Genomic DNA, 6457 nt, shown 5'->3' on the forward strand with positions numbered 1-6457 from the left:
CACTCGAATGACGGGAAGGCCGGGAACATGGGAAGACTCATGCGTACGACAGTGGCCGCGGGCGCGGCCGGGACGCTGGCCCTGGTGGGCGCGCTGAGCCAGGCGAGTACCGCCGCCGCCGACGAACAACTGCCGTACTCCTCTTCCACCGGGGTCGGGGTCCACAACGCGTACGAGAAGACGACCTTCCCGTATCTCGCCGACGTGCTGGACTCCGGTGCCGGGATGCTCGAACTCGACGTGTGGACCAATGTGTTCGGCGCGTCGTGGCGGGTCTCGCACAGCAACCCGCTCGGCAGCAACAGCAACTGCGTGAACGCCGCCAACGCCGGTGAACTGCGCGCCAAGGCCCGCGACCAGGGCCTGCCCGGCTGTCTCGCGGACATGAAGGTCTGGCACGACGCCAACCCCGGCCACCGGCCGATCCTCGTCAAGGTCGAGCTGAAGGACGGTTTCCAGGGCAAGGGCGGACGCGGCCCCGCCGCACTCGACGCGCTCCTGACCTCCACGCTCGGCGACGCGGTCTACCGCCCCGCCGACCTCGTGGGCGGCAGTGGGGACCTCGACACCGCCGTGCGCGAGCGCGGCTGGCCGGCGCGCTCCGCGCTCGCTGGGAAGTTCATATTCGAGCTGATCCCCGGCACCGTCGAGCAGCAGAACCCCCTCGACACCCTGTGGACCGACCGCGAGTACGCCACCCATCTGCGGGACCTCGCCGCCGCCGGCCGGCTCGGCGACGCGGCGGCCTTCCCCGCCGTGCTCGGCGCCGCCGCCGGGGACCCCCGCACCCGGTACGCCGACGCCTCGCTCCGGCCGTGGTTCGTCGTCTTCGACGGCTCCGCGTCCACCTACGCCGCCGAGGGCTTCGACACCGCCTGGTACGACCAGCGGCACTATCTGGTGGTCATGACGGACGCGCACGCCGTGGCGCCCGCCATCGACGGCACGAATCCGACCGAGGCGCAGGCGCGTGACCGCGTCACGCTGCTGGCGGGGCGGCACGCGAGCATCGTGTCGTCGGACTGGCACCCGCTGCCGTCCGTGCTCGCCACCGTCGTGGAGCGCGGCGCGGGGCAGTAGACGGGGCCGAGGGCCCGGCCGCGCGGTCCCCCGGGCCGCGCGGGCGGCGGCGGAGCGGCTCACCCCGAGGGAGCGCCAGGTATTGGCGGCGCTCGCCGACGGCATGACCGACGCGGACATCGGGGACCTGCTCCAGGTGCGCGAGGCGACGGTGAAGGCGCAGGTGAGCCGGATCCTCACGGAGTGGGGCGTCTCCAACCGCGTACAGGCCGCGCTGGTGGCGAGGGACCTCGCGGGGTGAGCCGACGCGGCACGCGCCGATTCACGGCGGCCGGTGGCCGGGACCGGCCTCAGCCGCCGGACGTGAGGTGACCGCCGAGCACCGTCTCCAGCGTGTCCGCCTGTGACGCCGGCTTGTCCTCGCGGTGACGCAGCACCCGCGCGAACCGCAGCGTCACCCCCGCCGGGTAGCGGGACGAGCGCTGGAGCCCGTCGTAGGCGATCTCCACCACCAGCTCCGGACGCACCCGCACCGTGAAGCCGTCGTCGCCCACGGCCAGCTCCCGCAGACGCGCCGTCTGCCACTCCAGCATCACGTCCGTCAGGCCCTTGAAGGTCTTGCCGAGCATCACGAACGACCCGTCCGGCTGCCTGGCCCCCAGATGCAGATTGGACAGCCTGCCCGTGCGCCTGCCGTGGCCCCACTCGGCCGCCAGCACCACGAGATCCAGCGTGTGGACCGGTTTGACCTTCACCCATCCGGCGCCGCGCCGGCCCGCGCTGTACGGCGTGTCGAGCGCCTTGATCACGACACCCTCGTGGCCCCGGTCCAGCGTGGCGCGCCAGAACGCCTCCGCCTCCTCGGTGTCGGGCGCGGCGTCCCCCTCCGGCGCGGACACCACCACCCGCCGGACCCGCATCGGCTCCGGGACCAGCCGGTCCAGCGTCGTACGGCGCTCCGCGTACGACAGGTCGAGCAGGTCCTCGCCGTCGGCGGCGAGCACGTCGAAGAAGACCGGCGACAGAGGCAGGGCGGCGGCGGCCGCTCCGACATCGGTACGGGAGCCGACCCGCCCCGCGACCTCCTGGAACGCCCGGGGCCTGCCGTCCGTGTCCAGTGCGATGACCTCGCCGTCCAGGATGAAGCGGTCACCGTCCAGCGCCAGCGCGGCGGCCGTCACCTCGGGCAGCCGGTCGGTGATGTCGTCGAGGGTGCGGGTGTAGACCCGTACGACATCACCCGTCCGATGGACCTGGACGCGAATCCCGTCCAGCTTCTCCTCCACGCCGCACGGCGCGAGCCGCACCACGGCCTCGGTGACGCCACCCGCCGTCTGCGCGAGCATCGGCAGTACGGGGCGGCCCACCGTCAGCCGGAACTCGGCGAGCGCGTCGGGGCCGTCTGCCAGCAGCCGCTCTGCGACGCTCTGGAGCGACCCGGCCAGCATCACGGCCCGCCGTACGGCGGCGGGAGGAGCCTGTGTCGCCTGCGCGAGCGCCTCCCCGGCGACGGCGTCCAGGGCGCCCTGGCGCACCTCACCGAACAGCAGCGCGATCAGGAACCGCTGTTCCTCCTCGGTCGCCGCGCCCAGCAGGTCCTGGACGAGTCTTCTGCGTTCGCTCTGCGAGCCGGGGCCGGTGAGGGCGGCGAGCGCGGTGACCACGTCGTCCGCCTCGCGGACGGTCAGCGTGGCCGTTTCCGCCGGCGGCGCGGGGTCCTTCAGCGCGTGGCGGCCGACACCGATCCGTCCCTGGGGCAGCCGGCCCGCCAGCCACGGGATGACGACCGGTACGTCGGCGGGCTCGGCCGCGCCGAACAGTTCGGCCAGCAGGGCGATCTTGCGGGAGCGCGCCGACGTCGCGGCGACCTCCCGTGAGACATGGGCGAGCGTGGCCAGCAGCATGCGGCCATCCTGCAACGCCTCGCGCCCGCGCGCCCCTCGTCGGCGCCCGGCGCCGTGCCGGGCGCCGACGCCGCGCCCTCCGACAGATGGCGGCGGGCACGCGGCTAACCTGGGCAGTCGGGTCGACAGCGGAGGGGTGAGTCACGGTGAGCCACGGGGAGCGCGACGCCCGAACCCAGGCCGACGCCCGCGCCCAGGCCCACGTGCGGGCCGAAGCACGCTCCCAAGGAGACGCCCGCGCTCACGCGGACCCCGGCCTCTTCGGCCCCGACTCCGTCACCTGGCAGATGCACGGCGACCCGATGATGTGGATCGCCGGAGTCCGCGCCCTCTACCTCCAGGCCCTGCACCCGCGCGCCGTGCGCGGCGTCATACAGAACAGCGACTTCAAGAAGAACGCCTGGGGACGGCTGAGGAGGACCGCGAACTTCGTCGCCACCATCAGCTACGGCACCACCGAAGCCGCCGAGAAGGCCGGCGCCCGCGTCCGCCGCATCCACACCCGCATCAAGGTCACCGACCCGGCGACCGGGGAGCGTTACGGCGTCGACGAACCGGACCTGCTGCTCTGGGTGCACTGCGCCGAGGTCGACTCCTACCTGCACGTCCTGCGCCGCTCCGGCTTCCCGATCACCGACGCCCAGGCCGATCTCTACATCGACGAACACCGCGAAGGCGCCCGCCTCGTAGGCCTCGACCCGGCGCGCGTGCCCGCGAACAGAGCCCAACTCGCCGCGTACTTCGAACGGGTAAGGCCCGAGCTGGCCGCCGGGCCCGAGGCACGGGAGGTGGACGACTTCCTGCGCCGCCCGCCCGTGCACCCCCTGCTCGTCCCGGCCCGCGCCGTGCTGTGGCGGCACGTCTCAGCCCTCGCGTACGACTCACTGCCCGCGTACGCCCACGAGTTGTACGGCAGGGACGCCCCCGCCCCACGGCGCGTGACCCGCCGGCTCGTCGCCACCGGAGGGCTTCTGCGCGCCGTCCCCGGCCGGCTGCGCAGACGCATCCCACCGGGCCACATCAGGGGCGCCATGGCCAGACTCGGACCCGACACCCGGCCCACCCCACGCAAACTCAGGAGACAGGCTGCCAAACTCCGCAGACGGGCGGCCATACTGGACGGGCCGGGGAGGGCGCAGCGAGGCGACGGGGGCGACAGCGGGCAATGGCGGAAACGAGTCTGATCCAGGGCCGGTACCGGCTGCTCGATCTGATCGGGCGCGGTGGCATGGGCGAGGTGTGGCGGGCCCAGGACGAGTCGCTCGGCCGGCACGTCGCCGTCAAATGCCTCAAGCCGCTCGGCCCGCAGCAGGATCAGTCCTTCACCCGGGTGCTGCGCGAACGGTTCCGCCGCGAGGCGCGCGTCGCCGCCGCCCTCCAGCACCGGGGCGTCACCGTCGTCCACGACTTCGGCGAACACGACGGCGTGCTGTATCTGGTGATGGAGCTGCTCGAAGGTCGTAACCTCAGCCAGCTCCTGGAGGACAACAGACAGGGCCCGCTCGCGGTGCCGGACATCGTCGACATCGCCGAGCAGGTCTCGGACGCGCTCGCGTACACGCACGAACAGGGCATCGTGCACCGGGACTTGAAGCCCGCCAACATCATGCGGCTGACCGACGGCGCGGTGAAGATCTGCGACTTCGGCATCGCCCGGCTCGGCCACGACATCGGCTTCACCTCCAAGCTCACCGGCACGGGCATCGCCATGGGCACGCCGCACTACATGTCGCCCGAGCAGATCGGCGGCGGGCCGATAGACCACCGCAGCGATCTGTACTCGCTGGGCTGTGTGCTCTACGAGATCGCCACCGGCGTGCCGCCCTTCGACCAGGACGACGCGTGGGCCGTCCTGGTCGGGCACCGGGACACCATCCCCACACCGCTGCGGAGCCACCGCTCCGAACTGCCCGAATTCCTGGACCGGATCGTCCTCGATCTGCTCGCCAAGACGCCGGAGGAGCGGCCGTCGGACGCCACCGCGCTCCGGCACCAGATCATCGCCGCCCGTTCGATGTCGGGCCGGGAGGGCAGGGACGGCCGGCCGCCGGCGCTGCCGCCGGTGCTCGCGCACCCGCCGGCCGTCGACGGCTCGACGTCGCACGGCGGTCCGGGCTCGCGGCTGCCCTCGTGGACGTACGGCATGACCATCGGCCACAAGGCGACCGGCTCCTCCGCCCTGCGGACCACACCTCCGGACCACACGGCGGGACTCACCGGCGAGTGGACCACGCCGTCGGGGCCGGCGGGGCCCGTCTCAGGCGGGTACGCCCGCCCCGAGCGCCCGACGCCCTCGCCGGAACAGATCGCCGTGCTCAACAGCAGGCACAGCGCCGGCCTCAGTCTGGGCAGGCTCGGCCGCTGGGACGAGGCGGGTGAGGTGCACCGGGCGGTCGCGGCCGAGCGCGAGCACGCGCTGGGGCCCGACCACCCCGACACCCTCGGCAGCCGTTACGAGGTCGGCTTCACGCTCAGCCGGACCGGCCGCACGGCGGACGCGCTGCGGGAGTTCGTCCGCGTCACGGAAGGCCGCGAACGGGCGCTGGGGCCCGACCACCCGGAGACCCTGGCGGCACGTCAGGAGACGGCGTACGTACTGGGGCAGCTCGGCCGGCACTTCGAGGCGCACGAGGTGTACGCGGCGGTCCTCGCCTCCCGCGAGCGCACCATGGGCCCCGACCACCCCGACACCCTGCGCTGCCGCCACAACCTCGCCTTCAACCTCAGCCGCCTCGGGCGGATCGAGGACTCGTACCGGATGGCGCACGAGGTGGCGACGGCACGCACCAGGGTCCTCGGCGCCACTCACCCCGACACGCTGGTCACGCTCTACGAGGTCGCCTACGCGCTCGGCATGCTGGGCCGCTGGACGGAAGCGCTCCAGACGTACCGAGACGTCGCGGTCGGCCGCGCCCACGCGCTCGGCGGCGACCACCCCGACAGCCTCGCGGCACGCTACGAGGTCGGCATAAGCCTCGGGCGGCTCGGCCGCAGCGCCGAGGCCCTGGAGCTGTACCGGAGTCTCGTCGACGACCGTGCCCGCGTGCAGGGCCCCACCGACCCCGAGACGCTGCGCGCCCGGCACGGACTGGGGGTGAACCTCGGCCGGCTCGCCCGCTGGGAGGAGGCCCTCGCGGAGTCCCGCGACGTGTGCGCGATCCGCGAGCGGGTCCTGGGCCCCGACCACCCGGACACCCTCGTCAGCCGCCGCGAGGTCGCCGTCGCCCTGGGCTGGCTGGGTCGCTGGGCCGACGCCCTCATGGTCTACCGCAGGGTGGCGGAGTCCCGCGAACACGTCCTGGGCCAGGACCACCCCGACGCGCTCGCGAGCCGCAACGACGAGGCGCACTGCCTCGAACAGCTCGGCAGGGGCGGCGAGGCGGTCGAGCTCTACCGCCGGGTCGCGGCCCTGCGCCAACGTCGCGAGGCGGGGCGGCACTAGGGGGTGTCTTTTCGATCATCGGATCGTTGGTCCGGTCATGAGGGATGGGGAGATTTGTGATGCCGCCTGGGCGGTGATCGAGCCGTTGCTG

4 protein-coding genes and 1 pseudogene are annotated in these 6457 nt (G+C 73.3%); 4 read left to right on the forward strand and 1 reads right to left on the reverse strand.

The features are described 5' to 3' along the window. Positions 1-27 precede the first annotated feature (27 nt). Entirely contained in the window at positions 28-1080 is a 1053-nt protein-coding gene (locus tag ACFWHU_RS28160; protein ID WP_387228198.1) for a phosphatidylinositol-specific phospholipase C domain-containing protein, read from the forward strand. 31 nt (positions 1081-1111) lie between these two features. After that, positions 1112-1321: pseudogene (locus ACFWHU_RS28165) on the forward strand (helix-turn-helix transcriptional regulator); the annotation flags it as partial. Between the two features lie 49 nt (positions 1322-1370). Here ACFWHU_RS28165 and ACFWHU_RS28170 read toward each other — a convergent pair. Continuing rightward, entirely contained in the window at positions 1371-2924 is a 1554-nt protein-coding gene (locus ACFWHU_RS28170; RefSeq protein WP_387228200.1) for an ATP-dependent DNA ligase, read from the reverse strand. A gap of 287 nt (positions 2925-3211) precedes the next feature. Between ACFWHU_RS28170 and ACFWHU_RS28175 the strand changes: the two genes are divergently transcribed. Together ACFWHU_RS28175 and ACFWHU_RS28180 are read left to right on the forward strand one after the other, a co-directional pair. Continuing rightward, positions 3212-4108, forward strand: coding sequence for an oxygenase MpaB family protein (locus tag ACFWHU_RS28175; RefSeq protein WP_387228214.1), 897 nt, complete (start codon positions 3212-3214; stop codon positions 4106-4108). Next, on the forward strand, positions 4090-6366 hold the full coding sequence (locus tag ACFWHU_RS28180) for a tetratricopeptide repeat protein (RefSeq protein ID WP_387228202.1): 2277 nt from the start codon (positions 4090-4092) through the stop codon (positions 6364-6366). The genes ACFWHU_RS28175 and ACFWHU_RS28180 overlap by 19 nt, the downstream gene beginning before the upstream one ends. Positions 6367-6457 lie beyond the last annotated feature (91 nt).

It is taken from the genome of Streptomyces sp. NPDC060366, from assembly GCF_042725135.1.
Taxonomy (GTDB): domain Bacteria; phylum Actinomycetota; class Actinomycetes; order Streptomycetales; family Streptomycetaceae; genus Streptomyces.